The organism is Pseudomonas sp. NPDC088885 (assembly GCF_044750025.1).
GTDB classification, from domain to species: domain Bacteria; phylum Pseudomonadota; class Gammaproteobacteria; order Pseudomonadales; family Pseudomonadaceae; genus Aquipseudomonas; species Aquipseudomonas rustica.
The window spans coordinates 1-26,376 of record NZ_JBIVJB010000048.1; the positions used below are offsets into that span (position 1 = coordinate 1).

Genomic DNA, 26,376 nt, shown 5'->3' on the forward strand with positions numbered 1-26,376 from the left:
AAGTCTGCCGGGTTGATTTCGATTTCCACCTTGTCATCGATCTCTGGCGAGACGAAAACCGCGGAGAACGAGGTGTGGCGACGGTTGCCGGAGTCGAACGGGCTCTTGCGCACCAGACGGTGTACGCCGATCTCGGTGCGCAGCCAGCCAAAGGCGTATTCGCCCTTGATGTGCACGGTCGCACCTTTGATACCGGCGACTTCACCGGCCGACAGCTCCATGATGGTCGCGTCGAAACCGCGCTTATCCGCCCAGCGCAGGTACATGCGCAGCAGGATGTTGGCCCAGTCTTGCGCTTCGGTGCCGCCGGAACCGGCCTGGATGTCCAGGTAGGCGTTGTTCGGGTCCATTTCATGGCTGAACATGCGGCGGAATTCCAGCTTGGCCAGATTTTCCTCGAGACGGGCCAGCTCGGCGACGACATCGCCCACTGCGCCTTCGTCGTTTTCTTCGACGGCCATGTCCAGCAGATCGCGGCAATCGGCCAAGCCGGCGTTCAGTTCATCGAGGGTGTCGACGATCTGCGCCAGCGCCGAACGCTCGCGGCCCAGCTCCTGGGCGTATTCAGGTTTGTTCCAGACACTCGGATCTTCAAGCTCGCGATTGACTTCAGTCAGACGCTCATGCTTTTGATCGTAGTCAAAGATACCCCCGAATAGTTTCGGAGCGCTCGGACAGGTCCTTGATGGTGTTCAGGATCGGGTTGATTTCCATGACGGGCAGCACTCGTTGGCGAACTTTTGAAAGCCGGCGAGTATAACGTAATCAGGCTCTGACGGCAGCCCGTCTGGCGGGTGTGGCGGCGATTCACTTGACGCCTTTCACCTGTAGGAGCCGCCGAAGGCTGCGATCTTTTGACTTTGATTTTAAAAACAGATCAAAAGATCGCAGCCTTCGGCAGCTCCTACAGGGGATTGCGGTGGTTATTCGATCCCGACCTGGTTACGGCCATTGTTTTTGGCCAGGTACAGGCCACGATCCGCCGCCGAGATCAGCAACCGGCAATCCGTGCCCGACTGCGGCACCATGGTCGCCAGGCCGATGCTGATGGTCAGGCTCGCGCCATCCGCCGGGGTGTTGTGCGGGATTTTCAGCGACGCCACGGTCTGCCGCAGTTTCTCCGCCACCAACCGCGCCCCACCCGGCGAGGTGTTCGGCAGCACCAGCGCAAACTCTTCGCCGCCGTAGCGCGCCGGCAAGTCCGACGGTCGCGCACTGGCGTCACGGATCGCCGTGGCCACCTTGCGCAACGCCTCATCGCCTTCAACGTGGCCAAAGCTGTCGTTGTAGGGTTTGAAGTAATCGACGTCGATCATCAGTAGCGACAATTGGCTTTGATCACGCAACGAGCGGCGCCATTCCAGCTCCAGGTACTCATCGAAGTGGCGGCGGTTGGACAGCCCGGTCAGGCCATCGGAGTTCATCAAGCGTTGCAACACCAGATTGGTGTCGAGCAATTGCTGCTGACTGACCCGCAGCGCGCGGTATGCCGCATCGCGCTGCAACAACGTCATGTACGAGCGCGAGTGATAGCGAATCCGCGCCACCAGTTCGATGGTGTCCGGCAGTTTCACCAGATAGTCGTTGGCCCCGGCCGAGAACGCCGCGCTCTTGATCAGCGGGTCTTCCTTGGTCGACAGGACGATGATCGGGATGTCCTTGGTCGCCGGGTGATTGCGGTATTCGCGCACCAGGCTCAGGCCGTCGAGACCGGGCATCACCAGATCCTGCAGGATCACTGTCGGCTTGATCCGTACCGCTTGGGCGATGGCCTGATGCGGGTCGGAGCAGAAGTGGAAGTCGATGTTTTCCTCATTCGACAGCCCACGGCGCACGGCTTCGCCGATCATCGCCTGATCGTCCACCAACAACACCATGGCGGCGTTTTCGTCGGTTTTAATGTCGTCGATCTGTAAATCAGTCATGGGCGGTCACCTGAGTACTGCGGGGGCCAGGATTGCGGATAAATCGGTTCATTTGGGGAAAATCTCCAGCAATCGTGGCGCTATCTTTTCCAAGGGGCGGATTTCTACGGCGGCATCGATCGCGGCGGCGGCCTTGGGCATGCCGTACACCGCACTGCTTTGCTGATCCTGCGCGATGGTCAGATAACCCTGTTGACGCAAAAGCTTAAGCCCTTGCGCGCCGTCGCGTCCCATCCCGGTCAACAAAACCCCGACCGCATCACCGTTCCAGTAACTGGCGACGCTTTCGAAAAACACATCGATCGAGGGTCGGTAGATCTCGTTGACCGGTTCGGCGGTGTAGGCCAGCGTGCCGTTCTTGAGTAAACGAATATGGTGATTGGTGCCAGCCAGCAGCACCACCCCGGCTTGCGGTGGCTCACCTTCGCGGGCCAGACGCACATCGAGGCCGCTGGCGCTGGCGAGCCATTCGGCCATACCGGCGGCGAACACCTGATCGACGTGCTGCACCAGCACAATCGCGGCGGAAAAATCACGGGGCAGGCCTTTGAGCAAGACTTCCAGCGCTGCCGGGCCACCCGCCGATGAACCGATCGCCACCAGTCGCTGGCGCGAGCCCGAGCTGCGCGGAGGGGTCGGTGCCGGGCGCGAGCGCGGTGCCTTGTCGCCGATCAGCCAGCCAATATTAAGGATCTTACGCAGCAACGGCGCCGCCGCTTCCCGTGCGTCACCCGCACCGAGGGCCGGGGTGTCGACCACGTCCAGCGCGCCGTGGCCCATGGCCTCGAACACGCGATGGACGTTCTGCTGGCGATCAACCGTGACAATCACGATCGCGCACGGCGTTTCGGCCATGATCCGCCGTGTGGCTTCGACGCCGTCCATCACCGGCATGATCAGATCCATGAGGATCAGATCCGGGGTGTTTTCGGCGCACAGTTGCACCGCCTCGGCGCCGTTGCGGGCGACCCAGACCACCTGATGCGCCGGCTCGAAGGCCAGCGCACGGCGCAGCGCCTCCACCGCCATCGGCATGTCGTTGACGATTGCGATCTTCATGCCCGCGCTCCTCCGATGAGCTCGACCACTGCGTCGAGCAGGGCGTCGTCATGAAAACTGGCTTTGGCTAAATAATAGTCCGCCCCGGCGTCCAGTCCACGGCGGCGATCCTCTTCACGATCCTTGTACGACACAACCATCACCGGCAGCGATTGCAGACGGTTGTCGCGGCGCAGCAAGGTGACCAGCTCGATGCCGTCCATGCGCGGCATGTCGATGTCGGTAATCAGCAAATCAAAATCCTCGGAGCGCAGGGCGTTCCAGCCGTCCATACCGTCCACCGCCACCGCGACGTCGTAGCCGCGATTGAGCAGCAGCTTGCGTTGCAGCTCGCGCACGGTCAGCGAATCGTCGACCACCAGCACGCGTTTGCGCGCCGCTTCCACAGCCTGATTGCCATGGCGGGCGATGCGCTCAAGGCGCCCGGTATTGAGCAGTTTGTCCACCGACCGCAGCATGTCTTCGACGTCGACGATCAACACCACCGAACCATCGTCGAGCAAAGCGCCGGCGGAGATGTCCTGCACTTTGCCCAGACGCTCGTCGAGAGGCAGGACCACCAAGGTGCGCTCGCCAATGAAGCGCTCCACGGCCACGCCATAAATCGCGTCGCGCTCGCGGATCACCACGACTTTCAGGGTTTCGCCGCTGTTCTGGCTGGCCGGGCGATTGAGCAATTGACTCGCCGCAACCAGCCCGACATGCCGGCCTTCGTGCCAGAAATGCTGGCGACCTTCGACCTGTACGATGTCTTCGGGCTCCAGATCGCACATGCGTTCGATGTGCGCGAGCGGAAAGGCGTAGGCCTCCTCGCCGACTTCTACCACCAGACTGCGCACCACCGACAGGGTCAGCGGCACCTCCAGATGGAAACGACTGCCCTCGCCCGCCGTTTGCTCCAGCTCTACCGCGCCGCGCAACTGGCGCACCATGTGCTGCACCGCGTCGAGGCCGACGCCACGGCCGGACACTTCGGTGACCGTGTCGCGCAGGCTGAAACCGGGCAGAAACAGGAACGTCAGCAGTTCTTCTTCGCTCAACTGCGCAGCGGTTTCGGCTGGGGATAACTGCCGTTCAATAATGCTGCGGCGCACCTTTTCCAGATCGACGCCATTACCGTCATCGCTCAGCTCCAGCACCAGCAAACCGGCCTGATGCGAGGCGCGCAGACGAATCAGGCCTTCCTCGGATTTGCCCTTGAGCAGGCGCTGCTCCGGGGTTTCGATGCCGTGATCGACCGCGTTGCGCAGCAGATGCGTTAGCGGTGCTTCGAGTTTTTCCAGTACGTCGCGGTCGACCTGAGTCTTTTCACCTTCGATCTCCAGCCGCACCTGTTTGCCGAGACTGCGGCCCAGATCACGCACCATGCGCACCTGACCGGTGAGCACGTCGGCGAACGGGCGCATGCGGCAGGCCAACGCAGTGTCGTAAAGCACTTGCGCGCGCTGGCTGGCCTGCCAGGCGAACTCGTCGAGTTCGGCGTTTTTCTCGCTCAGCAGTTGCTGGGATTCAGCGAGCAAGCGCCGCGCATCTTCCAGAGCTTCCAGCGCTTCAAGGCTCAGCGCATGTTCCTTGAGGTGTACGTTGAGATTTTCCAGTGCGCGCAGGCCGTTGTTCTGCATGCGTTTGAGGCGCTGCATGGTCGCCAGATGCGGCTTGAGGCGCTGGGTTTCGACCAGCGATTTACTCGACAGATCGAGCAGGCTGTTGAGGCGTTCGGCGGTCACGCGCAGCACGCGTTCGCCACCCTCGGTGGTGCGTCGGCTTTTCGGTGGCGTCGGTTCTGGCGTTTCAACCGGCGGTTCGAAAGCAGTCGCAGGCGGCGCTTCGAGTTGCAACTCGGCCATCACCGGCGCAGCGACGGCAGTTGGCAGCGCTGACGGATCGAGCAACTGCCCCATCAACGCCACGTACGCTTCGATATCGCGTGGTTGCGGCGCATTCGCCGGCGTCGCAATGCGCATCAACAGATCGGTGCCCTGCAACAACGCATCGATGTGTTCCGGACGCAGCAACAATCGGCCTTCCTGCGCGCTGACCAGACAATCTTCCATCACATGGGCGACGCTGACGCCGCTGTCGATGCCGACAATCCGCGCCGCGCCTTTGAGCGAGTGCGCCGCGCGCATGCACGATTCGAGTTGATCGGCCTGGGTCGGATTGCGTTCCAGCGCCAGCAGCCCGGTGCTGAGCACTTGGGTCTGCGCTTCGGCTTCGAGGCTGAACAGCTCCAGCAAGGAGGCGTCGCGCATTTGCTCGGGGGTCATGTGAGGCTCCGGGTCACGGCGGACAACAACTGTTCTTCATCCAGCCAACGCAGGCTGCGACCGCGAAATTGCAGGACGCCTCGGGTGTATTTGGCACTGGCCTGCGCCCCGGATTGCGAGGCGGCATCAAGGATGCGCTCGTCAATCGCGTGAATGCCGTCGACTTCATCCACCGGCACCACCACCGGCCCGCCATGGGCGGCGATGATCAGCATGCGCGGCATGATGCGCCCGGTGCTGGCCGGCACAGCATTGGCGTCCAGATCAAGCAACTCAACCAGCGACAGACACGCCACCAGCGCGCCGCGCACATTGGCCACGCCGAGCAAGGCGCGCGAACGCTGGTGCGGCAACGAGTGGATCGCCTGCATCGGCGCCACTTCGACCAGACTGCGCGTTGCCAGCCCAAGCCATTCTTCGCCGAGACGGAACATCAGCAACGAACGGGTTTTGACGTCGGTTTCAACCACGCTGGCGACCGGATCGCGCTCATCCTGCTGCAACGAGTAACGGTCGAGCAATCGCGTGGCGGCGGCGGAATACACCGCGCAGTTGCGGCAATGAATGTGTTCTTCCAGCAGCGGACAGGACTTGTCGCCATGGATGCCGATGCGGTTCCAGCAATCGTCGATGGCCCGGGCGTCTTCGTGGGTGACGTTCAAGGTGTCGGACGCGATCATCGTTTACGCTCACTGTCGGCGGTGCGGCCGCTGCGGGCAGCGCGCTCCTGCAATCGTCTGGCACCGGCGCTGTCACCCTGGGCCTGCAGCAATGCGGCCAGGTGCATCAGCGCTTCGGGGTGTTGCGGTTCGAGGTACAAGGCTTTGCGATAGAAACCTTGGGCTTCGAGGGTCAGGCCGGCGACATCGCTGAGCAGACCGAGCCAATAGAACACCTGCGCCACGGGTTCGTGGCTGCGCAAATACTGTTCGCACGCGGCACGGGCCTCGGCGCTTTTGCCTTCGTTGGCCAGCGCGGCAATGTTCGCCAGCAGCGTTGCCGCGTCCGGGTTGGCGCTGGCGCGGGTGGTCGGCATTGGCGTCACTGTGCTGAACGGCCGATTGCGTACCGGCGTTGGCGGCGTGCTGCGCGGCGGTGGGCTGATCGGCAACGTGACCGGTTTTGGCGTCGGCAGCGGCTCGGGATGCGGATCGCTGTGACGACTGAACGCGAAGGACTGCGGGATGCCGATCGAACGCATGCCCAGACGCCCGAGCAGACTGCCCTCGGCCGGGCCGATGAACAGCACGCCGTCGTCATGGGTGAGGCGTTTGAGCACTTCGAACACTTGCTTCTGCGTCGCTTGGTCGAAATAGATCAGCAGGTTGCGACAGAACACAAAATCGAACGGCGGATCGCTGGCCCACAGCGTTGGATCAAGCACGTTGCCCACCTGCAAACGCACCTGCTCGCGAACGTTTTCGTTGAGCAAATGACCGTCCTGTTGCGCACTGAAATGGCGCTCGCGATAAGTCAGTTCATCGCCGCGAAACGAGTTCTTGCCGTACAGCGCGCGCCGGGCTTTTTCCACCGACAGCGGGCTGACGTCCATGCCGTCGACTTTGAATTGATGCGGTTTGAGCCCGGCATCGAGCAACGCCATGGCAATCGAATAAGGTTCTTCGCCAGTCGAACACGGCAGGCTGAGGATGCGCAGCGCACGCATGTTGTTTAGCTCGCCAAGGCGTTTGTGCGCCAGTTTGCCCAGCGTCGCGAAGGATTCCGGGTAACGGAAAAACCACGTTTCCGGGACGATCACCGCTTCGATCAGCGCTTGCTGTTCATCGCGCGAGCCTTGCAGCAACTGCCAGTACTCTTCGGCGTTGGCCGCTTGCGACAGCGTGGTGCGCTGACGCACCGCACGCTCGATGATCGCCGGGCCCACCGAGGTCACATCGAGGCCGATGCGCTCCTTGAGGAAGTCGAAAAAGCGCTGATCGCTGCTCATGGCTGCCCCTCGAACTGCGCCGGACTCAGCGGCGGATCAGGGAACAGCAAGGCGCGCACGCCGTCATCGAGCAAATCGTTGACCCGCACCCATTGCACCAGCCCCTGAGCATCTTCGCGCACCGGGCCGAGATACGGCGCCTCGCGATTGTCGAGGCCGTACGGCTGAAAATCCTGCGGGTTGCAGCGCAGCGTGTCGGTGGCCTGTTCAAGAATCAGCCCGAGCCATTGCCCCGGCTGCGACTCGTCCGGGCGGTAATGCACCAGCACCAGTCGCGTGCTGGTGCGCGCCTCGGCCGGTTGACCGAATGTCAGCGCGCTGAGGTCAATCACCGGCACCACCGCGCCGCGATAAGCGAAGACCCCGGCGACCCACTGCGGCGCCCGTGCGATCGGTTTCAACGGCAGGCGCGGCAGCACTTCCGCCACCTCGGTCGCGCGCAACGCGTAACGTTCGCTGCCAATGCGAAACAGCAGGAATAACGCCTGCTTCGCCACCGGTGCGACGTTGCGTTTGGCGATGATTTCGCTCATCAGACTTTAAATCGCGAGACGCCGCTGCGCAGCCCGACGGCCACCTGGCTCAGTTCGTCGATGGCGAAACTGGCCTGACGCAACGATTCGACGGTCTGGCTACTGGCATCGCCCAACTGCACCAGCGCGTGGTTGATCTGTTCGGCGCCGGTGGCCTGCGCCTGCATGCCTTCATTGACCATCAACACGCGCGGCGCCAGCGCCTGCACTTGATGAATGATCTGCGACAGTTGCTCGCCGACCTGCTGCACTTCCGACATGCCGCGACGCACTTCTTCGGAGAACTTGTCCATGCCCATCACACCCGCCGACACCGCCGACTGAATCTCGCGCACCATTTGTTCGATGTCATACGTGGCGACCGCAGTCTGATCCGCCAGACGGCGCACTTCGGTGGCGACCACGGCAAAACCACGGCCGTATTCACCGGCCTTCTCGGCTTCGATCGCGGCGTTGAGCGAGAGCAGGTTGGTCTGGTCGGCGACTTTGACGATGGTCACCACCACCTGATTAATATTGCCGGCCTTCTCATTGAGGATCGCCAGTTTGGCGTTGACCAGATCGGCGGCGCCCATCACCGAGTGCATGGTGTCTTCCATGCGTGCGAGGCCTTGCTGGCCGGAGCCGGCGGCCACCGAAGCCTGATCGGCAGCGGTGGAGACTTCAGTCATGGTGCGCACCAGATCGCGCGACGTGGCGGCAATTTCGCGGGAGGTCGCGCCGATTTCGGTGGTGGTCGCGGCGGTTTCGGTGGCGGTGGCTTGCTGCTGTTTGGAAGTGGCGGCGATTTCAGTCACCGAGGTGGTCACCTGCACCGATGAGCGCTGCGCCTGGGACACCAGCGACGTGAGCTCGGTCATCATGTCGTTGAAGCCGGTTTCCACCGCGCCGAATTCGTCTTTGCGGTCGAGGTTCAAGCGCGAGCTGAGGTCGCCGGTGCGCATGATTTCGAGGATTTTCACGATGCGGTTCATTGGCGCCATGATCGCGCGCATCAACAGCAGACCGCACAAGCCGGCGGCCAGAACGGCGACCAGCAGAGAAATGATCATGCTGACTTTGGCGGCTGCCACAGCCTCATCGATATTGGCCATGGCCTGATCGGCGACTTTCTTGTTTTCGCCGATGATGTCGTTGAGCTTCATGCGGCCGGCGTACCAGGCTGGCGTGAGCTTCTCGTGGAATACCTTGATCGCATCGGCTTCCATGTTGCGTTTGTGCAAGTCGAGCACCACGTCCTGAAGTTGCAGATAGGCGTCGTGATACTTCTCGAACGCGGCGAACTCGCGGCGATCCTCGTCGGTCGCCATGGTCTTGCGGTAATTTTCCATCTGCTCCAGCAGGCGCGACTCGAACGACTTGTAATCGGCCTCGTCTTCGCTGCTGATGCCCTGCCCTTCCTTGAGCCCCAACAGTTCCTGAGTCTGCAAATAGCTGTCGACCCACGCGCCGCGAATCATCGAGCTGTAATAAACCCCGGGAATCGCGTCGTCGCGGACACTGTTTTCACTGGCTTCGATCTTCAACAGTCGCGAATAGGAGAGCACCACCATCAGCAACATGATGGCGATAATCACCGCAAAGCTCGCCAAAATGCGTTGGCGCAACGTCCAGTTCTTCACAGTGATTCCTCGTGCCTAGGTCGAAATGCGGGGAGTATAGCCGAGGGCGGTGTTTCATTTATAAGACGCTTTTTAACCCCCGGGCCTGCCCGAGTAGTTGGGCGAGAGGCTCTGGGGTGGGACTGTCCGACAATCAGGGGTGGGCGTACCAGCGATGAAACGGCAAAAAGAGGCGGCGCAATGGCCATTACGGCCCTACTGCATCAGGTGCCTAACCAAAATCTCAGGACAACCACAACCAAAAGTGGGAGCGGGCTTGCTCGCGAAGGCGCTGTGTCAGTCGACACTTCTGGTAACTGATAGACCGCATTCGCGAGCAACCCCGCTCCCACAGGGGATGGTGGCTGGGCTTAAGACTGTGCTTGCAGGGGGAAGCCGTTGCGCAATCTTGTGATGATCGCCCTTCCCACGCCGACACTGGGTTTTTCCAGCAATCGGTAGCTGACGCTGGCTAGCAGCAGCGTTGCCAGCACGTAGCAGAGGAAGACGCCCGGGTTGAATTGCGCCTGAAGATCCGTCGCGTGCGCTGCCCACTCCAGAAAAAACGGGTGCATCAGATACACCGAATAACTGATCGTGCCCAGATACGTCAGGCTCTTGAAGTGGCGGCGGAAAAACAGGGTCATAGCCAGCGCAAACGCCATCCCCACCAGATAGCTGACCAGGTAGGCGTAGGGATTTTCGTTGTGCCCATAGTCGGCGTTGTAGGCCAACAGGCAAATCACCGGCAGCGATACCACGAACAACGCCAGCCAGACTGCGACGAATTGGCGAAGGGACGCGGTGCCCGCACCGAGGCTGACATCTCGCCAGAGGCTGCCAAAAAACATGATCGACAGGCACAGCGGCAGCGCCACCGGGATCTTTTTCGCCAGATAAAACCGGGCCGCTGCAAAGATCAGCGCCACGATCAGCAAACCAATGGCCGCGCCAAATCGCACGCCGGCCTTGCGCAAAAGCCCCACGCTGAACAGCGCCGCGCACGCCATGTAAAAGAACATCTCAATGATCAGCGTCCAGTAAACCCCAAACAGATCCGGGGTTTTCAGAAGCGCCTGAAACATCGTCATGTTAATCAGCACGGTCGAGACCGGCACCGGCGTCGACAAAAACCAATACGAACTCAACACCGCCAGCGCAATGGAAAACCAGTACGCCGGGTACAACCGGAATAACCGCGAAACGGCGAACGCCGCCAGCGCATGCCGACCTTCTTTCAGGCTGTAGGGAATGACCATTCCGCTGAGCAGAAAGAAGATCACCACGCCCACCTGCCCGAGGTTCACGTAGGTAAAGAAAAACGTGTCCTTGAGCGGCGTTCTTTCGATGAAGTGCGCAGCCACGACCAACAATGCCGCGATGCCTCGCAGGGCATCCAGATGCGTCAGACGATTGGACGTGGTCATGCGTTGTTCCCGTAAATGTGCGAGGCGCTACAAACTACCGACGGCCCCGACAACCCACAAGATTTAGGTCAACGCCTGGCGCACCTGCTTCTCCAGTTCGATTTTCAGACCGGGCTCCAGCTTCAACTGTCGCGCCAGTTCATCCAGATAGCTCTTTTCCATGAAGTTCTCTTCGTCCACCAGCATCACGCTGGCGATGTACATCTCAGCAGCCATTTCCGGCGTACTCGCGGCGCGGGCGACGTCGGTGGGGTCGAGGGGTTTGTTGAGTTCGGCGTGCAACCAGTGCTGCAGTTCCTGATCGTTGTCGAGTTTGGTGAATTCACCTTCGATCAACTGACGCTCGCGATCATCGATGTGGCCGTCAGCCTTGGCGGCGGCGACCAGTGCTTTGAGAATCGCCTGACTGTGTTGCTCGACTTGCGCCGCTGGCAGACGGTCGATCGTCTGCGGTTCAGTTTGCGGCGCGATGCCTTTCTGCGCGTTGTAGTTGCCATAAGCCTTGTAAGCCAGCACACCGAGCGCCGCGAGGCCGCCGTAGATCGCGACTTTGCCGCCGACCTTACGCACTTTTTTGTTACCGAGCAGCAATCCCATCGCGCCAGCCGCCAGCGCTCCGCCGCCCGCGCCTGACAACAGGCCGCCGAGGCCACCGGAGCCAGATGCGCCACCGAGCAAGCCGCCCAAGCCTCCACCGGAGGATTTGTTCTGCGAACCACCGGCCTTGTTCTGCAACAGATCCTGGCCGGACTTGAGTAGTTGATCGAGCAATCCACGGGTGTTCATGTTCCGCCTCCAAAACAGGGGTTATCCGGATCTATAAGGCCTCCAGCCTAGTTCGAAAGTGCCCGTGACCGGCCTGCGAGTGTGCTTCCAGATGTTGCTCGCTGCCCGCAGGCCTTCGTGAAAATAGATATACACTCAGATCCATCTATAAAAACCGCCCACCGGGTATTCCCGTCATGATGACCCTGCGTCAGATTCGTCACTTTATCGCTGTGGCCGAGACAGGCTCGATCTCCGCCGCCGCGCAAACCGCGTTCATTTCCCAGTCGACCCTGACGTTAGCGATCCAGCAACTGGAAGAAGAAATCGGCGTCAGCCTGTTTAGCCGTCACGCCAAAGGCATGACGCTTACTCACCAAGGTCATCAATTCCTACGTCAGGCGCACCTGATTCTTGCGACTGTGGACAACGCCAAACGCAGTCTGCAACAGAGCACCGACCAAGTTGCCGGGCAGTTGATCGTCGGCGTGACCAGTCTGGTCGCCGGTTATTACCTGGCGGATCTGCTCACCCGTTTTCAGCGCGCCTATCCCAACGTCGAGATCCGCGTGATGGAAGACGAGCGCCCGTATATCGAACATTTGCTGGTCAGCGGCGAGATCGATGTCGGCGTGTTGATCCTCTCCAACCTAGAAGATCGCCATGCCTTGCAGACTGAAGTGTTGACTCACTCGCCGCACCGTTTGTGGCTCCCGGCCCAGCATCCACTGCTCGAACACGACAGCATCAACCTCGCCGATGTCGCCCGCGAGCCGTTGATTCAACTCAACGTCGATGAAATGGATCGTAATGCCCAACGCCTGTGGCGCGGCGCCGGCCTGCAACCAAAAATCACTTTGAGAACCGCATCGACGGAGGCTGTGCGAAGTCTGGTCGCCGCCGGTTTGGGCGTATCGATCCAGCCAGACATGACTTATCGCCCTTGGTCACTGGAGGGCGACATCATCGAAGCGCGACCCATCGCCGACCTCAACCAGACCCTCGACGTCGGCCTGGCCTGGCGCCGTGGCACCGCGCGCCCCGCTCTCGTCGATCCATTTCTCACTGTGGCCCGTGAGCAACCCCACGGCGGGCGCAAGCCATCTATTTAATCGAATGCTGCCTTCAGTATTTAGAATTTGTCGACCTCGGAGCCGCGCACTAGTCTTGCTGCATCTATAAGACGGTCGGCTCCCGATATCAGGGAGCAACAATGGCCACACAAGAAAAGAGAACGCGGAAAATGGCTGGCGCGCAGACCCCGATGTGTACCGCGTTGTTGATCGACGGCGAATTGGTCGCCGGGGAAGGTTTCGTCGAGCCGATTCTCAACCCGGCCACCGGTGAAATCCTCACCCACATCGCCGAGGCCAGCACCGAGCAAGTCGAAGCCGCCATTCTTGCCGCCCACCGCGCCTTCGCCGAATGGTCGCGCACCACGCCGCAGCAACGTTCGAACCTGCTGTTGGACATCGCCAACGCCGTCGAAAAACACGCCGATCACCTTGCCCGCCTCGAATCGCTGAACTGCGGCAAGCCGTTGCACCTGGCGCGTCAGGACGATCTGACGGCGACCGTCGATGTCTTCCGGTTCTTCGCCGGCGCCGTGCGTTGCCAGACCGGTCAGCTCAGCGGCGAATACCTGCCGGGCTACACCAGCATGGTGCGCCGCGATCCGATTGGCGTGGTCGCCTCGATTGCGCCGTGGAATTACCCGATCATGATGGCCGCGTGGAAAATCGCCCCGGCCCTCGCCGCCGGCAACACGCTGGTGTTCAAACCGTCCGAACACACACCGCTGTCGATCCTCGCCCTGGCGCCGGCGCTGGCCGAAATCCTCCCGCGCGGGGTGATCAACATCATCTGCGGTGGCGGCGAAGGCGTCGGCAGCCACTTGGTTGGCCACGCCAAAGTGCGCATGGTCTCCCTGACCGGCGATATCGTCACCGGGCAGAAAATCCTTCAGGCCGCCGCGAAAACCCTGAAACGCACGCACCTCGAACTCGGCGGCAAAGCTCCGGTGATCGTCTGCAACGACGCCGACATTCAGGCCGTGGTCGAAGGCGTGCGCACTTACGGTTACTACAACGCCGGGCAAGACTGCACCGCCGCCTGCCGGATCTACGCGCAGGCCGGGATTCACGACAAATTGGTCGCAGAGCTTGGCGCCGCCGTCAGCAGCCTGCGTTTCGCCGGCAAACGTGATGCCGACAACGAGATTGGCCCGCTGATCAGCACGCGCCAGCGCGACCGCGTCGCCAGTTTCGTCGAACGCGCCCTCGGTCAGCCGCACATCGAACGCGTGACCGGTGCAGCCGTGCATTCCGGCGCCGGTTTCTACTATCAACCGACGCTGCTAGCCGGTTGCAAACAGAGCGACGAAATCGTCCAGCGCGAAGTGTTCGGCCCGGTGGTCACCGTGACCCGTTTCGACGAACTCTCGCAGGCCGTCGACTGGGCCAACGACTCCGAATACGGCCTCGCCTCGTCGGTGTGGACGCAAAATCTGGACAAAGCGATGCAGGTCGCCGCGCGTCTGCAATACGGCTGCACGTGGATCAATAGCCATTTCATGCTCGTCAGTGAGATGCCCCACGGCGGGCTGAAACGCTCCGGTTACGGCAAAGACTTATCCAGTGATTCGCTGCAGGACTACAGCGTGGTGCGGCACATCATGGCCCGCCACGGCCAGCATCTCTGACTACGCTAATAACAAGCCGCCAACGGCATGCTTCACCGCGTTCACAACTGCCCCGACCATAATTTAAAGAAGAGGGTTCAACCATGTTCGTGCACAAGACCGCACTGCTCAGTGCAATCACCACGGCCCTGCTGGGCAGCGCCAGCCTGCAAGCCGCCGAGCCGTTGAAGGCCGTCGGCGCCGGCGAAGGTCAGCTGGATATCGTTGCGTGGCCGGGCTACATCGAACGTGGCGAGAGCGACAAGGCCTACGACTGGGTGACCGGTTTCGAGCAGGAAACCGGCTGCAAGGTCAACGTGAAGACAGCGGCCACCTCTGACGAAATGGTCAGCCTGATGGCCAAGGGCGGTTACGACCTGGTCACCGCGTCGGGCGATGCCTCGTTGCGATTGATCGTCGGCAAGCGTGTGCAACCGATCAACACCGCGTTGATCCCGAACTGGAACACCCTCGACCCGCGCCTCAAAGACGCGCCGTGGTACGTGGTCAACAACCAGACTTACGGCACCCCGTACCAGTGGGGCCCGAACGTGCTGATGTACAACACCAACGTGTTCAAGACCGCGCCGACCAGTTGGAACGTGGTGTTCGCCGCGCAGGATCTTCCCGACGGCAAGCCGAACAAGGGCCGCGTGCAGGCCTATGACGGCCCGATCTACATCGCCGATGCGGCGCTGTATTTGAAGTCGACCAAGCCAGAACTGGGCATCAAAGACCCGTATCAACTCACCGAAGATCAATACAAAGCCGTGCTCGATCTGTTGCGCACGCAGCAGCCGCTGATCCACCGCTACTGGCATGACACCACGGTGCAGATGAGCGACTTCAAAAACGAAGGCGTGGTGGCATCGAGTGCCTGGCCGTATCAGGTCAACGGTTTGATGAACGAGAAGCAGCCTATTGCGTCGACCATTCCGAAAGAAGGCGCCACGGGCTGGGCTGACACCACTATGTTGCACGCCGAGGCCAAGCACCCGAACTGCGCGTACAAGTGGATGGACTGGTCGCTGAAACCGAAAGTCCAGGGCGATGTGGCGGCGTGGTTTGGTTCGTTGCCGGCCGTGCCGGCGGCGTGCAAGGGCAGCGAATTGCTTGGCGCTGAAGGTTGCAAAACCAACGGTTTCGACCAGTTCGACAAGATCGCCTTCTGGAAAACCCCGCAGGCTGAAGGTGGCAAGTTTGTGCCGTATAGCCGCTGGACGCAGGACTACATCGCGATCATGGGCGGCCGCTAGCTCTCGACAACGACGCGGTCTGCTCCCTTTCCCCCCTCGCCCCCTTGGGGGAGAGGGCTGGGGTGAGGGGGTAGCTTTTGACTTTGCTCTTGATCTCAGAGCAATGGCCGAAACCGCCACCCTCACCCCCCGCCCTCTCCCGGAGGGAGAGGGAGCTAAAAGCAATCTCAGCGCCCTGCACACCTACTGTAGGAGCTGCCGCAGGCTGCGATCTTTTCGACGCACACACGACTTTTTTGAAAGCCCGCTTTACCGGAGCACCGCACCATGACGCTTGCAGTCCAGTTCACCAACGTTTCCCGGCAGTTCGGCGAAGTGAAGGCCGTTGACCGGGTTTCCATCGATATCGAGGACGGCGAGTTCTTTTCCATGCTCGGCCCTTCCGGCTCGGGCAAAACCACCTGCCTGCGCCTGATCGCCGGGTTCGAACAACCGAGCGCCGGTTCGATCCGCATTCACGGTGCTGAAGCGGCCGGTCTGCCGCCGTATCAACGCGACGTCAACACGGTGTTTCAGGATTACGCGCTGTTCCCGCACATGAACGTCCTCGACAACGTCGCTTACGGTTTGAAGGTCAAAGGTGTCGGCAAAACCGAGCGCCATAACCGCGCCGAAGAAGCCTTGGACATGGTCGCCCTCGGCGGTTACGGCGCGCGCAAACCGGTGCAGTTATCCGGCGGTCAGCGCCAGCGCGTCGCCCTCGCCCGCGCCTTGGTCAATCGCCCGCGCGTGCTGTTGCTCGATGAGCCTTTGGGTGCGCTCGATCTGAAACTGCGCGAGCAAATGCAAAGCGAATTGAAGAAGCTGCAACGCCAGCTCGGCATCACTTTCATCTTCGTCACCCACGATCAAACCGAAGCGCTGTCGATGTCCGATCGCGTTGCCGTGTTCAACAAGGGCCGCATCGAACAGGTCGACACGCCGCGCAATCTGTACATGAAACCGACCACTACATTCGTGGCTGAATTCGTCGGCACCTCGAACGTGATTCGCGGCGATCTGGCCCGTGAAATCAGCGGTCATCCGCAGCCATTTTCGATCCGCCCTGAACACGTGCGTTTCGCCGAAGGCCCACTAGCCAGTCACGAAATCGAAGTCAGCGGGCTGCTCCACGACATCCAGTACCAAGGCAGCGCCACGCGTTATGAGTTGAAGCTGGAAAACGGCCAGACCCTGAGTATCAGCCACGCCAACAACCAGTGGATCGACAGCAGCGCACAACACCAGACCGGCCAGCGCCTGAGCGCGCGTTGGGCGCGGGAAGCGATGATTCCGCTGCACGACACCGTGGCGAGCGGGGTGTGACATGAGCACGCTCGCGATGACAACATCGCCGCCGTTGCGCCGGTTTTCCAACCTGCTCTACCGCAAGCCGAACCTGTATCTGTCGATGCTGCTGGTGCCGCCGCTGCTGTGGTTTGGCGCGATTTATCTCGGCTCGCTGCTGGTGCTGTTGTGGCAGGGTTTCTACACCTTCGACGACTTCACCATGGCGGTCACGCCTGACCTGACCCTGGCGAATTTCGCCGCGCTGTTTCAGCCATCGAACTTCGACATCATCCTGCGCACGTTGAGCATGGCCATCGTTGTGTCGATCGCCAGCGCCATCGTCGCGTTCCCGATTGCCTACTACATGGCGCGCTACACCACCGGCAAAACCAAGGCGTTTTTCTACATCGCGGTGATGATGCCGATGTGGGCCAGTTACATCGTCAAGGCCTACGCGTGGACGTTGCTGTTGGCCAAGGGCGGCGTGGCGCAGTGGTTCGTGCAGCACTTGGGATTGGAGCCGGTTTTGCAGTTCATTCTGGGTATTCCTGGGGTGGGTGGCAGCACCTTGTCGACCTCGCATCTGGGGCGATTCATGGTGTTCGTTTATATCTGGCTGCCGTTCATGATCCTGCCGATTCAGGCGTCGCTGGAACGTCTGCCGCCGTCGCTGCTGCAGGCCTCCGCTGACCTTGGTGCGAAGCCGCGTCAGACCTTTATGCAGGTGATTTTGCCGCTGTCGATTCCGGGGATTGCCGCCGGTTCGATCTTCACGTTTTCGCTGACCTTGGGCGACTTCATCGTGCCGCAACTTGTTGGCCCGCCGGGGTACTTCGTCGGCAGCATGGTCTACGCGCAGCAAGGTGCGATCGGCAACATGCCGATGGCGGCGGCGTTCACGCTGGTGCCGATTGTGTTGATCGCGGTTTACCTGTCCATCGTCAAACGACTGGGGGCTTTCGATGCGCTCTGATTCTTCATCACAAGGGCATGCCTCTCTAGGCCTGAAAATCGCAGCGTGGGGCGGGTTGGTGTTTCTGCATTTTCCGATCCTGATCATCTTCCTTTACGCCTTCAACACCGAAGAAGCCGCGTTCAGTTTTCCGCCGAAGGGCTTCACGCTGCACTGGTTCACCGTGGCGTTTTCGCGGCCGGATGTGCTGGAGTCGATCAAGCTTTCATTGCAGATCGCAGCCATCGCCACGTTGATTGCGATGGTGCTCGGCACGCTCGCATCGGCCGCTTTGTACCGCCGGGATTTCTTCGGCAAACAGGGTATTTCGCTGATGCTGATTTTGCCGATTGCGCTGCCGGGGATCATCACCGGGATCGCGCTGCTGGCGACGTTCAAAACGCTGGGGATCGAGCCGGGGATGTTCACCATCATCGTCGGTCACGCGACCTTCTGCGTGGTGATCGTCTACAACAACGTCATCGCCCGCCTGCGCCGCACTTCGCACAGTTTGATCGAGGCCTCGATGGACCTCGGCGCCGATGGTTGGCAGACCTTTCGCTACATCATCCTGCCGAACCTTGGCTCGGCTTTACTGGCGGGCGGTATGTTGGCGTTTGCGCTGTCGTTTGACGAAATCATCGTCACCACGTTCACCGCCGGGCATGAGCGCACGTTGCCGTTGTGGCTGCTCAATCAGTTGAGTCGCCCTCGGGATGTGCCGGTGACCAACGTCGTCGCGATGCTGGTGATGATGGTGACCATGCTGCCGATCCTCGGCGCGTATTACCTGACGCGCGGTGGCGAAAGCGTCGCTGGCAGCGGCGGCAAATAACCATTTAACAGACACCAAAATCCCCCTGTGGGAGCGAGCCTGCTCGCGAAGAGGCCGTCACATCCAACATTGATGTCGACTGACACAGCGCTTTCGCGAGCAGGCTCGCTCCCACAGGTTTCTCGATTCGGCCAGAACAATAAAAGCGTTAGTGAGGACAACAGACATGCAAACCAAACTCTTGATCAACGGCCAACTGGTCAACGGCGAAGGCCCGGCGCAACCGGTGCTCAACCCTTCGCGTGGCGAAGTCCTGGTAGAGATCAACGAAGCCACTGAAGCCCAGGTCGATGCCGCCGTGCGCGCCGCCGACAACGCCTTCGCCGACTGGTCGCAAACCGCGCCGAAAGACCGCTCGCTGCTGCTGCTCAAACTCGCCGACGCCATCGAAGCCCACGGCGAAGAACTGGCCAAACTCGAATCTGACAACTGCGGCAAACCCTACAACGCCGCGCTCAACGATGAGATTCCGGCGATTGCCGATGTGTTCCGTTTCTTCGCCGGCGCCAGCCGTTGCATGAGCGGTTCGGCCGGTGGCGAATACCTGCCCGGCCACACCTCGATGATCCGCCGCGATCCGGTTGGCGTCATCGCCTCGATCGCGCCATGGAACTACCCGCTGATGATGGTCGCCTGGAAAATCGCCCCGGCGCTGGCTGCCGGTAATACCGTGGTGCTCAAGCCGTCGGAACAAACCCCGCTGACCGCGTTGCGTCTGGCCGAACTGGCGTCGGAAATCTTCCCGGCCGGTGTACTCAATCTGGTGTTTGGTCGTGGGCCTACCGTTGGTAGTCCGTTGGTTACCCATCCGAAAGTGCGCATGGTTTCGCTGACCGGCTCCATCGCTACGGGCGCCAATATCATTTCCAGCACTGCCGACAGCGTCAAACGCATGCACATGGAACTGGGCGGTAAGGCGCCAGTGATCATCTTCGACGACGCCGATATCGATGCAGCGGTGGAAGGTATTCGCACGTTTGGTTTCTACAACGCTGGGCAGGATTGCACTGCCGCGTGCCGGATTTATGCGCAACAGGGCATCTACGACAAATTCGTCGAGAAGCTCGGCGCGGCGGTCAGCAGCATCAAGTACGGCTTGCAGGATGATCCGTCGACCGAGCTGGGGCCGTTGATCACTGCACAACATCGCGACCGTGTTGCCGGGTTTGTCGAGCGTGCTGTGGCGCAGCCGCACATTCGTTTGATCACTGGCGGCAAGGCTGTTGATGGCAATGGTTTCTTCTTCGAGCCGACCGTGTTGGCCGATGCGCAGCAGGACGACGAAATCGTTCGCCGCGAAGTGTTTGGGCCGGTGGTTTCCGTGACCAAATTCACCGATGAAGCGCAGGCGCTGGAATGGGCCAACGATTCGGACTACGGCCTCGCCTCCTCGGTGTGGACGGCGGATGTAGGACGCGCGCATCGCATGTCGGCGCGTTTGCAGTACGGCTGCACTTGGGTGAATACGCACTTCATGCTCGTCAGCGAAATGCCCCATGGCGGTCAGAAATTGTCCGGGTACGGGAAAGACATGTCCATGTATGGGCTGGAGGACTACACCACGGTTCGGCATGTGATGTTCAAGCATTAAGCCTTTAAAAGCTTCGCGAGCAGGCTCGCTCCCACATTAATTCAAATGCGTTCCCCCTGTGGGAGCGAGCCTGCTCGCGAAGGCGTCACCCCGGTTTCAGGAAGGAAACCGGCAATTACGCACCACCAGGAAACCAAAACAACAACTACCGAACCGGGCGGCGCCTGCATGGCCCCGCCACGGCCTCGGCCATCCGAAATCTGCCGATTTCACGGAGCAAAACACACATGAGTTCCTCACCCGATCTCGCCACAGCCGTTGCCGACAGCGATGCCGAACAACTGCGCCAACTGGGCTACACCTCGAACTTCAACCGCAGCATGAGCCTGTGGGAAAATTTCGCTTTGGGCTTCACTTATCTGTCACCGGTCGTAGGGGTTTATACCCTCTTCGGCCTGTGCCTCGCCGCTGGCGGGCCCCCGATGTTCTGGGCCTACTTGCTGGTCGGTTGCGGCCAGCTGCTGGTGTGCCTGATCTTCGGCGAAGTGGTTTCGCAGTTCCCGATTTCCGGCGGTGTTTACCCTTGGGCACGTCGCTTGGTCGGTAAGAAATGGGCGTGGATGGTCGGCTGGATCTACTCCATCGCCCTCTGCGTGACCATCGCTGCCGTTGCGGTCGGCGCTGGCCCGTACCTCGCCGCTATGCTCGGTTTCGAGCCAAGCAACAACACCAACATCGTCATCGCCCTGGTGCTGACCCTGTTCGCCACACTGGTTAACCTCAGCGGCACCAAAGTGCTGGCGCGCATCGCCATGTTCGGCTTCCTCTGCGAACTGGTTGGCGCGGTGATCGTTGGCGTTTACTTGTTGGTGTTCGAACGCCATCAACCGCTGAGCGTGCTGTTCAACACCTTCGACATCAGCGTCGAAGGCTCGTACCTTCCGGCCTTCCTCACCGCATCGCTGGCGGGGATGTTCCTCTACTACGGCTTCGAGGCCTGCGGCGACGTCGCCGAAGAAACCCCGAACCCGAGCGCAAAAATCCCGGTGGCCATGCGCATGACCATCTACATCGGCGGCATCGCGGCGATGTTCGCCTGCCTGGCGCTGATCCTCGCCGTGCCGGACATGCAAGCCGTGATCAACGGCACCGACAAAGACCCGGTCACCACCATCCTCAACAACGCCTTCGGCCCGGTCGGTTCGAAAGTAGTGATGGGCGTGGTGATGATTTCTTTCATCTCCTGCGTCATCAGCCTACAAGCAGCGGCGAGCCGTCTACTGTATTCCTACGCTCGCGATGAAATGGTCATCGGCAGCCGACTGCTGAAAAAGATTTCTCCTACCACCCAAGTACCGGTTGCCGCGCTGTTCGTGTCCGGCGTCCTGCCGGCCCTGATCATCGCCCTCGGCTTCTTCCTGCAAGACGCCGTGGCCACCATCGTCAGCTTCGCCGCCATCGGCATCTATCTCGCGTTCCAGATGATCGTGCTGGCCGCGCTGTACGCCCGCAGCAAAGGCTGGAAACCGAGCGGCAAATTCACCCTCGGCGCCTGGGGCTGGCCGGTGAACATCGGCGCGCTGGTGTACGGCGTTGGCGCAATCATCAACATGGCCTGGCCACGCACGCCCGATGCGGCGTGGTATGTGAACTATGCGATGGTGTTGAGCACGGCGATCGTGATTGGCTTGGGCTTGGTTTATATGTGGATTGGCAAGCCGTATGACCATGGCAAGGCGCCGGCTGGGGATGCTTGGAAGGTGAGTCGCTAAGAGCGTTTGCCCCCGGCACCGCCAAGGTGCCGGGGTTCAGGAAAACCGAGAAAAAACATCAAAAAGAAAGCTCTGCCTGATCGTGCTTCAACAAGGAAATACGGTCGAACAGTTTGATTTTTTCGTTGGCTTTTTGCTTGGCGTGATCGGACATGAATGCAATCAATTCTTCGAGCTGACTGACGTCTCCGACCACCTTGAATTCCTTTTCCTTGTTGACGAAAACAAGCGACTTCTTCTTTCTCGACAACAGTTCAATGACGTTACTGAGCGTACCGGTGCTCTTTGCGTCCCAGATCATCAAACCGTAGTCAGCTGCTTCGGCCATGACGACGTCCTTCTCGGTGAAGAAGGCTCTCGACCCTTTCGAATGCTTGGAGTCGACTGTTCTGGCGGGCCACTGTCCAAGGTTATTCCTCGGAGCAGAACCGCTGCAGAACACTGTGGTTCTGGATCGTTCGAGACTCAGCAGGTACTCCTGAATGGAGGTGTCGGCGCCACCTGCATCCCCAACCACCACCTCAAAATCTGACGCGACGATATTATTGATGCGCTCTTTAACCTTCGGATCAAGGTTCTTGATGTTGATAGAGCCAGCAATAAATACAGTGGTCATTGAATTCAAATCATCTGCAGCGCTTCTAGAGATTCATATGAATAACGGAAAAAATGCCGGTCAGGGATGGGCTCACCGTCATCAGTGCAAAATCAGGCATTTCCTACAGATACGGCCTTCTTGAAAAAGCCCCATTTCCTACGCTGTGCGTCGAAAGAGTAGACTTGTCGCCGCAAGCGCCTGACCGATAGGCTTTATCCCGTCGCTGTTAATTCAGCGACCCGGAGTCGAAGCCGGAAACTGTCAACGCGGTGCTTGCATGCCCTCCATTGAACTGTGGTTGTCACAGCTTCAGTTTTGCTTTATGGCGGGCCGTGTGGCGCGGGCCTTCTGGCTTTTCCGTGTTTGACTGGAAGTATCCCGACTTCGAACGCCACACGGTTCGCCACCCAACTTGTCGAAGAGTTGATGGCGACTTTCCTACTCAAACCGGAAGTCACTACATGTCTGCGCAAATCCAAAATTCATCGTCGACCCACTTCACCCCCACCATCTTCACCCGCCACAACCGCTTCCTCCACGCCTTCATGCAAGATCACGAAGCCTGGTTCTGTGTTCAAGATCTCGGTCGCTTGATGGGTTACCCCCTGAACGAACGCCTCACCCTGAAACTCGATCCCGACCAGCGTCGCAATGTCCTCCTGCGCAAGGACGGCGAAATCATCGATTGCGCGATGGTCAGCGAGTCCGGCCTGTTCGCCCTGCTCGTTCACCACGTCGTCCCGGAAAACCGCTACCTGCGCCAATGGCTGAGCCATGAAGTCATCCCGATGATGCGCGAAAACCATTCAAGTCCAGAGGAAAACCACCCGAGCCTGAGTTCGATGCATTGGGCGGGCGTCACCGTACCGCTGCTGCACTGGCAACAGCAGGCGTGGGTCAAATGGCGGGATGTTCCAGAGTTAATAAACGGACAGCGGCCATTCCCAGTTCAGGGGACTTGTAACTAATTCCTCGTCAAAACTAGTCTATCTCTGGCGTCGATTCTGACGTCAGAGTGTTACGCCAAGCATTTCGCAACACATCTCGACGCTTCGTTCCGCTCTGGCCCGCTACAGTTTTCTTGGACTGTCGCACGCTCACTGGTTGACGAAGCTCTGGCAGCAGCCTAGGGTGTTTACGTCGTTTACAACGTATACATAGGAATTCTGACATGGCCTCGCCAGTTCTATCTTTCCGCGTCGAAGAATTGTTGGCACAGCAGCTGGATGAACTGGCTGCGGCAACGGACAGAGACCGTCAATACCATCTCAAGCGTGCACTGGTTCGATACGTAGAAGCCGAGTCATGGCATCTACAAGCTATCAGCGAAGGTATCGCAGATGCCGATGCTGGAAATCTCACCGATCTGGATGCCGTGAAGGCTAAGTGGGCAAAACGTGCCGAACGTAGTACTGACAAAAAGGGCTGAAAATGATCTCGATGTTATCCATGAGTACTACCAAGGCCTTTTAGGTTCCGAGGGCTCCTTAGAAATCATCGATTCGATTCTTAAAACGTTTCGTCAACTTGAACAATTTCCTGGATCAGGGAGGCCGTCGGTCGCCCCCGATATTCGAGAGTTGGTGATGACTCGCTATCCATTCATTGCCCCCTACCGGTTGATGCACGGTCGCATTCAAATACTTCGTGTTCTGCACCAGCGAGCAGAACGATCGCGGGATTGGTGAACCAGCCGTAAAGGACGGCTGGTTACTTCACACCTCACTCAAAACCGCGAAACGCTCCGCATCGCATCCACCAGATACCGCATCGCAATCCGGTCACTTTCCGAAAGCTCGCGATAGCGCTCCACCAGTTTCAGTTCCTCAGAGCTCAACCGGCGCCTTCTGCGCCCGCTGCCCAGGCAGGGGAAGATGCCCAGCATGTCGGTGATGCCTTGTATTTTTGCCATGGACGATGTCCTTCTCTAGTACTGCAAAGAATTGCTTAAACACCACATCGCCCTGCCCCTTACAGCAGCGCCGTGTGCCCTGCCGGCCAAATGGATCGCGCCGGCCATGCCCATAGAATAGAAATAAATTCGCCGCTGAAAAGCGGTTTTTAGAGTAATTAGTCAAGAAAAGCAGATATGCCGTGTAAATCAGAACGTCCTGTCAGATTTTTAACCGACATGTCTTGTTTCATTGACACACTGGCGCAGTGAATCAACGAATTTTGCATTGCGAGCGAACCGTTTAAGCTAGCCGGCATCTGTTTATAGTCCGTTGCGTTTGGCCGAAGGCTTGTCCGAACCGTTATTTCTGATCCAGCACGTGCCAGGAACGGCGCGGGATTGCACACGACAGGTTGTATTTATGCACCGCAGGAATTTGCTCAAAGCGTCCATGGCCATTGCGGCTTACACCGGTCTTTCGGCCACCGGCCTGCTGGCGACCCGCGCATGGGCGGCCAGTGGCGGCGCCGCTGATGGCGAGGCGCAGGCGTTTGACTTCGAAGCGCTGAAGCGCCAGGCCAAGCAACTGGCTGGCAGTGCCTATCAGGACACTAAACAGGTGCTGCCGCCGACGCTGGCGACCATGACGCCGCAGAATTTCAACGCGATCCGCTACGACGGTAATCATTCGTTGTGGAAGGAAAACAAGGGCCAGCTCGACGTGCAGTTCTTCCACGTCGGCATGGGTTTCCGCCAGCCGGTGCGCATGTACAGCGTCGATCCGAAGACCCGTACCGCGCGCGAGGTGCATTTCCGCCCGGCGCTGTTCAACTACGAGAACACTTCGGTCGACACCCAGCAGCTCAAGGGCGACCTGGGTTTTGCCGGCTTCAAGCTGTTCAAGGCGCCGGAACTGGATCGCCATGACGTGGTGTCGTTCCTCGGCGCCAGTTATTTCCGTGCGGTGGATGCGACTGGCCAATATGGCCTCTCCGCGCGCGGTCTGGCGATCGACACTTACGCCAAGAAACGCGAAGAATTCCCTGACTTCACTAAGTTCTGGTTCGAGACCCCGGATCAGAACGCCACGCGTTTTGTGGTCTACGCCCTGCTCGACTCGCCGAGCGCCACCGGCGCCTACCGTTTTGATATCGATTGCCAGGCCGAGCGCGTGGTGATGGAGATCGACGCGCACATCAATGCGCGCACCGCCATCGAGCAACTGGGCATCTCGCCGATGACCAGCATGTTCAGCTGCGGCAACCACGAACGGCGCATGTGCGACACCATTCACCCGCAAATCCATGACTCGGATCGCCTGGCGATGTGGCGCGGCAACGGCGAGTGGATCTGCCGTCCGCTGAACAATCCGGCGACTCTGCAATTCAACGCGTTTGCCGATACCGATCCGAAAGGGTTCGGCCTGGTGCAGACCGACCATGAGTTCGCCAACTATCAGGACACCGTCGACTGGTACAGCAAGCGCCCGAGCCTGTGGGTAGAACCGACCACTGCGTGGGGCGAAGGCTCTATCGATCTGCTGGAAATCCCTACGACTGGCGAGACGCTCGATAACATCGTGGCGTTCTGGACACCGAAGAAACCGGTGGCTGCCGGTGATTCCCTGAACTACGGCTACAAGCTTTACTGGAGCGCTTTGCCGCCGGTGAGCACGCCGTTGGCGCGGGTGCAGGCAACTCGTTCCGGGATGGGCGGTTTCGTTGAGGGCTGGGCACCGGGCGAGCATTACCCGCCGGTGTGGGCACGTCGTTTTGCTGTGGATTTCACGGGTGGCGGCCTGGATCGATTGCCGCAGGGCACCGGGATTGAGCCGGTGGTGACGTGTTCGAACGGCAAGGTGCAGGATTTCAGCGTGCTGGTGCTGGATGACATCAAGGGTTACCGGATTCTGTTTGACTGGTACCCGACCAGTGACAGCGTTGAGCCGGTGGAGCTGCGGTTGTTTATTCGCACCAACGATCGCACGTTGAGCGAGACGTGGTTGTACCAGTACTTCCCGCCGGCGCCGGATAAGCGCAAATACCCTTGAGGGTTCTCTAGCGT

23 protein-coding genes and 1 pseudogene are annotated in these 26,376 nt (G+C 60.0%); 12 read left to right on the plus strand and 12 right to left on the minus strand.

Going from position 1 to position 26,376, the window contains the following annotated elements; genetic code table 11:
• The 10 genes and pseudogenes from ACIP1X_RS18215 to ACIP1X_RS18260 form a co-directional block, all read right to left on the minus strand.
• Positions 1–714 (minus strand): annotated as a pseudogene (locus tag ACIP1X_RS18215) (PCRF domain-containing protein); the annotation flags it as partial.
• 209 nt (positions 715–923) lie between these two features.
• Complete coding sequence (locus ACIP1X_RS18220; protein ID WP_400754067.1) at positions 924–1,925, minus strand: diguanylate cyclase domain-containing protein; 1,002 nt, start codon at positions 1,923–1,925, stop codon at positions 924–926.
• Between the two features lie 48 nt (positions 1,926–1,973).
• Positions 1,974–2,984, minus strand: coding sequence for a chemotaxis response regulator protein-glutamate methylesterase (locus ACIP1X_RS18225; RefSeq protein WP_400754070.1), 1,011 nt, complete (start codon positions 2,982–2,984; stop codon positions 1,974–1,976).
• Positions 2,981–5,251, minus strand: a complete 2,271-nt coding sequence (locus ACIP1X_RS18230; protein ID WP_400754071.1) for a hybrid sensor histidine kinase/response regulator — start codon at positions 5,249–5,251, stop codon at positions 2,981–2,983. The genes ACIP1X_RS18225 and ACIP1X_RS18230 overlap by 4 nt, the downstream gene beginning before the upstream one ends.
• The gene (locus tag ACIP1X_RS18235; RefSeq protein ID WP_400754074.1) at positions 5,248–5,931 is read right to left on the minus strand and encodes a chemotaxis protein CheW; all 684 of its coding nucleotides are present in this window, start codon (positions 5,929–5,931) and stop codon (positions 5,248–5,250) included. The genes ACIP1X_RS18230 and ACIP1X_RS18235 overlap by 4 nt, the downstream gene beginning before the upstream one ends.
• Complete coding sequence (locus ACIP1X_RS18240; protein ID WP_400754077.1) at positions 5,928–7,199, minus strand: CheR family methyltransferase; 1,272 nt, start codon at positions 7,197–7,199, stop codon at positions 5,928–5,930. The genes ACIP1X_RS18235 and ACIP1X_RS18240 overlap by 4 nt, the downstream gene beginning before the upstream one ends.
• On the minus strand, positions 7,196–7,732 hold the full coding sequence (locus ACIP1X_RS18245; protein ID WP_212543978.1) for a chemotaxis protein CheW: 537 nt from the start codon (positions 7,730–7,732) through the stop codon (positions 7,196–7,198). The genes ACIP1X_RS18240 and ACIP1X_RS18245 overlap by 4 nt, the downstream gene beginning before the upstream one ends.
• Positions 7,732–9,354, minus strand: a complete 1,623-nt coding sequence (locus ACIP1X_RS18250; protein ID WP_053117509.1) for a methyl-accepting chemotaxis protein — start codon at positions 9,352–9,354, stop codon at positions 7,732–7,734. The genes ACIP1X_RS18245 and ACIP1X_RS18250 overlap by 1 nt, the downstream gene beginning before the upstream one ends.
• A 350-nt stretch (positions 9,355–9,704) precedes the next feature.
• A complete protein-coding gene (locus ACIP1X_RS18255; RefSeq protein ID WP_400650901.1) occupies positions 9,705–10,760 on the minus strand; it encodes an acyltransferase family protein in 1,056 nt (351 codons plus the stop codon).
• Positions 10,761–10,823: 63 nt separating this feature from the next.
• Positions 10,824–11,546, minus strand: coding sequence for a tellurite resistance TerB family protein (locus tag ACIP1X_RS18260; protein WP_212543980.1), 723 nt, complete (start codon positions 11,544–11,546; stop codon positions 10,824–10,826).
• 176 nt (positions 11,547–11,722) lie between these two features.
• Here ACIP1X_RS18260 and ACIP1X_RS18265 point away from each other — a divergent pair, with 176 nt between their 5' ends.
• The 8 genes from ACIP1X_RS18265 (at position 11,723) to ACIP1X_RS18300 (ending at position 21,820) form a co-directional block, all read left to right on the plus strand.
• Positions 11,723–12,637 (plus strand): LysR family transcriptional regulator, encoded by a 915-nt coding sequence (locus ACIP1X_RS18265; RefSeq protein WP_007967749.1) that lies wholly within the window; start codon positions 11,723–11,725, stop codon positions 12,635–12,637.
• A gap of 131 nt (positions 12,638–12,768) precedes the next feature.
• A complete protein-coding gene (locus tag ACIP1X_RS18270; RefSeq protein ID WP_159813872.1) occupies positions 12,769–14,226 on the plus strand; it encodes a gamma-aminobutyraldehyde dehydrogenase in 1,458 nt (485 codons plus the stop codon).
• Positions 14,227–14,309: 83 nt separating this feature from the next.
• Positions 14,310–15,461, plus strand: coding sequence for a putative ABC transporter substrate-binding protein YdcS (gene ydcS / locus ACIP1X_RS18275; RefSeq protein ID WP_400754080.1), 1,152 nt, complete (start codon positions 14,310–14,312; stop codon positions 15,459–15,461).
• Positions 15,462–15,728: 267 nt separating this feature from the next.
• Complete coding sequence (locus ACIP1X_RS18280) at positions 15,729–16,766, plus strand: ABC transporter ATP-binding protein (protein ID WP_400754083.1); 1,038 nt, start codon at positions 15,729–15,731, stop codon at positions 16,764–16,766.
• Between the two features lie 16 nt (positions 16,767–16,782).
• On the plus strand, positions 16,783–17,703 hold the full coding sequence (locus tag ACIP1X_RS18285; RefSeq protein ID WP_400754107.1) for an ABC transporter permease: 921 nt from the start codon (positions 16,783–16,785) through the stop codon (positions 17,701–17,703).
• Positions 17,693–18,517, plus strand: a complete 825-nt coding sequence (locus ACIP1X_RS18290) for an ABC transporter permease (RefSeq protein ID WP_212549632.1) — start codon at positions 17,693–17,695, stop codon at positions 18,515–18,517. Before ACIP1X_RS18285 ends, ACIP1X_RS18290 begins: the two co-directional genes overlap by 11 nt.
• Before the next feature lie 166 nt (positions 18,518–18,683).
• Entirely contained in the window at positions 18,684–20,108 is a 1,425-nt protein-coding gene (locus tag ACIP1X_RS18295) for a gamma-aminobutyraldehyde dehydrogenase (protein WP_400754086.1), read from the plus strand.
• Positions 20,109–20,335: 227 nt separating this feature from the next.
• The gene (locus ACIP1X_RS18300; protein ID WP_400754088.1) at positions 20,336–21,820 is read left to right on the plus strand and encodes an APC family permease; all 1,485 of its coding nucleotides are present in this window, start codon (positions 20,336–20,338) and stop codon (positions 21,818–21,820) included.
• 58 nt (positions 21,821–21,878) lie between these two features.
• Here ACIP1X_RS18300 and ACIP1X_RS18305 read toward each other — a convergent pair whose 3' ends face one another.
• A complete protein-coding gene (locus ACIP1X_RS18305) occupies positions 21,879–22,436 on the minus strand; it encodes a hypothetical protein (protein WP_064120574.1) in 558 nt (185 codons plus the stop codon).
• Positions 22,437–22,879: 443 nt separating this feature from the next.
• On the opposite strand from ACIP1X_RS18305, the gene ACIP1X_RS18310 reads away from it, so the two are divergent.
• The 3 genes from ACIP1X_RS18310 to ACIP1X_RS18320 all read left to right on the plus strand — a co-directional run bounded on the left by ACIP1X_RS18310 (position 22,880) and on the right by ACIP1X_RS18320 (position 24,106).
• Positions 22,880–23,386, plus strand: coding sequence for a Bro-N domain-containing protein (locus tag ACIP1X_RS18310; RefSeq protein ID WP_400754091.1), 507 nt, complete (start codon positions 22,880–22,882; stop codon positions 23,384–23,386).
• 203 nt (positions 23,387–23,589) lie between these two features.
• Positions 23,590–23,847 (plus strand): CopG family ribbon-helix-helix protein, encoded by a 258-nt coding sequence (locus ACIP1X_RS18315; protein WP_129389643.1) that lies wholly within the window; start codon positions 23,590–23,592, stop codon positions 23,845–23,847.
• Positions 23,816–24,106 (plus strand): type II toxin-antitoxin system RelE/ParE family toxin, encoded by a 291-nt coding sequence (locus ACIP1X_RS18320; protein WP_400754093.1) that lies wholly within the window; start codon positions 23,816–23,818, stop codon positions 24,104–24,106. Before ACIP1X_RS18315 ends, ACIP1X_RS18320 begins: the two co-directional genes overlap by 32 nt.
• A gap of 38 nt (positions 24,107–24,144) precedes the next feature.
• Here ACIP1X_RS18320 and ACIP1X_RS18325 read toward each other — a convergent pair whose 3' ends face one another.
• A complete protein-coding gene (locus ACIP1X_RS18325; RefSeq protein ID WP_008081608.1) occupies positions 24,145–24,330 on the minus strand; it encodes a hypothetical protein in 186 nt (61 codons plus the stop codon).
• 403 nt (positions 24,331–24,733) lie between these two features.
• Here ACIP1X_RS18325 and ACIP1X_RS18330 point away from each other — a divergent pair, with 403 nt between their 5' ends.
• Complete coding sequence (locus ACIP1X_RS18330) at positions 24,734–26,362, plus strand: glucan biosynthesis protein D (protein ID WP_008081609.1); 1,629 nt, start codon at positions 24,734–24,736, stop codon at positions 26,360–26,362.
• Positions 26,363–26,376: the final 14 nt, after the last annotated feature.